Genomic DNA, 2,927 nt, shown 5'->3' on the forward strand with positions numbered 1-2,927 from the left:
CGGCGGCCGGGCCCGCGCTCAGGCCGCCGGCTTCGGCAGCGACGGGCGGGCCGCGAAGAACTCGCCGATCAGTTTGCTGGCGTAGTCGGGCCATTCGTGGCCGCCCTGCTGCTTGGTGCAGAGCGCGACCTCGACGGGCCCCGGTCCGGTGCCGACGCAGCCCTGAGGGCCGTCCCGCACGGGCCACGAGAGGGCGGGCAGCTTGTCCACCCATCTCCAGAACTCCATGAGCAACTGCACCCCGATGAACGGGAAGTGCACGTCGGCGTCCATGTTCCCGCCCCCGTCGTAGGGGACGGACGGATCCCACGTTCCGTGGAAGGCCAGGACCGACACCGGCCGCTTCGGGGTGCAGCCGACGGCGAGCGCGCCCGACACCACGGCGATCCCGGCGACCTTGTCGGCCCGCTCGCACGCGTACCGGTAGGCCATCCCGCCGCCGTTGGAGAACCCGGTCATGAACACCCGGCGGGGGTCGGCGACGCCCTGCTTCACCAGGGTGTCGATGAGCTTGTCGAGGAAGCCGACGTCGTCGACGCCCGCCCAGCGGGCGAACCAGCAGCAGGCGCCGGCGTTCCAGGTGCCGAGCAGCCCGTCGGGGTAGGCGACGGCGTAGCCGTCCTGGTCGGCGATCTCGTCGAGGCCGCTCTGGTTCTCCACGTACGCGGCGTCGTTCAGCCCGCCGTGCAGCGCGACGATGAGCGGCAGCCGCGCGCCGGGCTTCGCGCCCGGCGGGAGGTGCAGCAGGTAGGGGCGGTTCCAGTCGCCCATGGCGACGGAGTGCTCGGTGGTTCCGGGAGCGTCCTGGGCCGCTCCGGCGGGCAGGGGGTGGGCGATGAACGCGGCGAGCAGCGCCGCCACGATCATCGCCGCCCGCACGGCGATCTTCATGGGGTGATCCAACCCCGTCGCCGAGCCGCCCGGCTACGCATCCGGGCGCACAAAAGATCGCGATCTTTTGTGCCCCCGGAGACAGGGACCACGCAGTGCTACGAACCGGATCCGGAACCGGCCTCCGCCGCCTCCGTGACCTCCGCGTCCGTGCCGCCCGCGGCCGCTTCCGCGTCCACTCCGGCCTGGTTGCGCTCCGCGCGCGCGAGGTCGCGGTGCCCGATGGCGAGGACGCCGATCCCGAGGGCGATCGCGGCGGCGCCGACGGCGAACGGGACGTGGATGTTGGCGTGCTCGGCCATCTTTCCCGCCGCGAAGGGCGCGAGGCCGCCGCCGATGAACCGGACGAACCCGTACGCGGCGGACGCGACCGGCCGCTCCACGGGCGCCACCATCATCACGGCCTGCGTCGTCACCGTGTTGTTCACGCCGATGAACACGCCCGCGACGATCACCGCGACGATCAGCGTGGCCTGCGAGTTCACGAAGACCGCGATGACGAGCACGTCGACGGCGAACAGCGCGAGGTTGAAGTACAGGGTGCGGGCGAGGCCGAGCCGCCGCTGCAGCCACGGCGCGCCGAACACCGCGAACACCGCGACCAGCAGGCCCCAGCCGGTGAACACCAGGCCGAGCTTCAGCGCGCTCAGGTGCATCGGGAACGGCGCGTAGCCGAGGACGGTGAAGAAGCCCCAGTTGTAGCAGAGCGCGGTCAGGCTCATCACCAGCAGGCCGCGGTGCCGCAGCGCCCTGATCGGGTCGGCGATCGAGGTCCTGCGCGCCGGCTTCGGCTGCGGCCGCACCAGCGTGATCGTCGCGAGCAGCGCGATCGCCATCAGCACGGCGACGCCGTAGAACGGGCCGCGCCAGCTGACCTCGCCGAGCAGCCCGCCGAGCAGCGGCCCGACGGCGATGCCGAGGCCGAGCGCGGACTCGTAGGCGATGATCGCGCCGCCGAGCCCGCCGCTGGCGGAGGCGACGATGACGGCCAACGACGTCGCGATGAACAGTGCGTTCCCGAGGCCCCAGCCGGCCCGGAAGCCGATGATCCCCGAGATGCTGCCGGACGTCCCGGCGAGCGCGCTGAACACCACGATCAGGACCAGCCCGGCGATGAGGGTGCGCTTGGCGCCGATCCGGCTGGACACGAAGCCGGTCACGAGCATCGCGACCGCGGTGACCACGAGGTAGCTGGTGAACAGCAGGGTGACCTGGCTGGGCGAGGCGTGCAGGTCCGCGGAGATCGCGGGCAGGATCGGGTCGACCAGGCCGATGCCCATGAACGACACCACGCACGCGAACGCCACGGCCCACACGGCCTTCGGCTGCTTGAAGGGGCTCTGCGCGCCCGCGGACGGCTCACTCATTCGCACTCTCCGGAAGCAGGTGTGTCGGGACCGCCGAGGGCGGCGCCGGTCAGCCGGTCCAGGGCCGGCAGCGCGGCGGCGATCGCCTCCCGGTCGGACGCGGGCAGGCCGGCCAGCAGCTCGGCGAGCCGCTTGGCCTGCCCGGCGCGGCGGCGCGCCAGGTCGGCGCGCCCGGCGTCGGTCAGGTGCACCGCGACGACCCGGCGGTCGCCGGCGAGCGCGCGGCGCTCGGCGAGCCCCTCCCGTTCGAGCCGGGACACCAGCTGCGTCATCGCCGGCTGCGTGACCCCCTCCAGCGCGGCCAGCTCCGTCACCCGGCACGGGCCGCGGCGTTCGAGCGTGGCCAGCGTCGACACGGTGGTCATCGACAGGTCGCGAGGCAGCGACAGCGAGCGCATCAGCGAGTACAGGCGGCCGAGACCGGCCGCCAGTTCCAGCTCGTCGAGAGGGGACCGCTCGTCCATGTCCCGATATATATCACTTGCTTCTATAAGATGCCTATAGGTTTGCTTAGCTAGGTTTCCTGAGGGCCCCGGAAGGCGGCGATTGTTGGATTTACGTCGGCAGTGGAAGTACAGCAGCCGAGCCAGCTGCCGCACATAACCCATTGAATAAAGCTGCTGGTGACACAATGTAAAAAAAAAAATCAGTTTCTGACATTGTGTCACC

Annotated in this window: 3 protein-coding genes; all 3 read right to left on the reverse strand. The window is 71.1% G+C overall.

What is annotated here, in order from left to right; translation table 11 throughout:
• Positions 1 to 18: 18 nt before the first annotated feature.
• Positions 19 to 891 (reverse strand): CE1 family esterase, encoded by an 873-nt coding sequence (locus ABZ914_RS49540; protein ID WP_500201544.1) that lies wholly within the window; start codon positions 889 to 891, stop codon positions 19 to 21.
• Between the two features lie 98 nt (positions 892 to 989).
• Positions 990 to 2,258 (reverse strand): MFS transporter, encoded by a 1,269-nt coding sequence (locus tag ABZ914_RS49545; RefSeq protein ID WP_500201545.1) that lies wholly within the window; start codon positions 2,256 to 2,258, stop codon positions 990 to 992.
• Complete coding sequence (locus ABZ914_RS49550) at positions 2,255 to 2,722, reverse strand: MarR family winged helix-turn-helix transcriptional regulator (RefSeq protein WP_500201546.1); 468 nt, start codon at positions 2,720 to 2,722, stop codon at positions 2,255 to 2,257. The genes ABZ914_RS49545 and ABZ914_RS49550 overlap by 4 nt, the downstream gene beginning before the upstream one ends.
• Between the last annotated feature and the right edge of the window lie 205 nt (positions 2,723 to 2,927).

It is taken from the genome of Spirillospora sp. NPDC046719 (assembly GCF_040645715.1).
Taxonomy (GTDB): domain Bacteria; phylum Actinomycetota; class Actinomycetes; order Streptosporangiales; family Streptosporangiaceae; genus Spirillospora.

Excerpts from the sequence above, each read along its gene's own strand:
- ABZ914_RS49540 (WP_500201544.1), bottom strand. The coding sequence starts at position 891 with ATGAAGATCGCCGTGCGGGCGGCGATGATCGTGGCGGCGCTGCTCGCC.
- ABZ914_RS49545 (WP_500201545.1), bottom strand. The coding sequence starts at position 2,258 with ATGAGTGAGCCGTCCGCGGGCGCGCAGAGCCCCTTCAAGCAGCCGAAG.
- ABZ914_RS49550 (WP_500201546.1), bottom strand. The coding sequence starts at position 2,722 with ATGGACGAGCGGTCCCCTCTCGACGAGCTGGAACTGGCGGCCGGTCTC.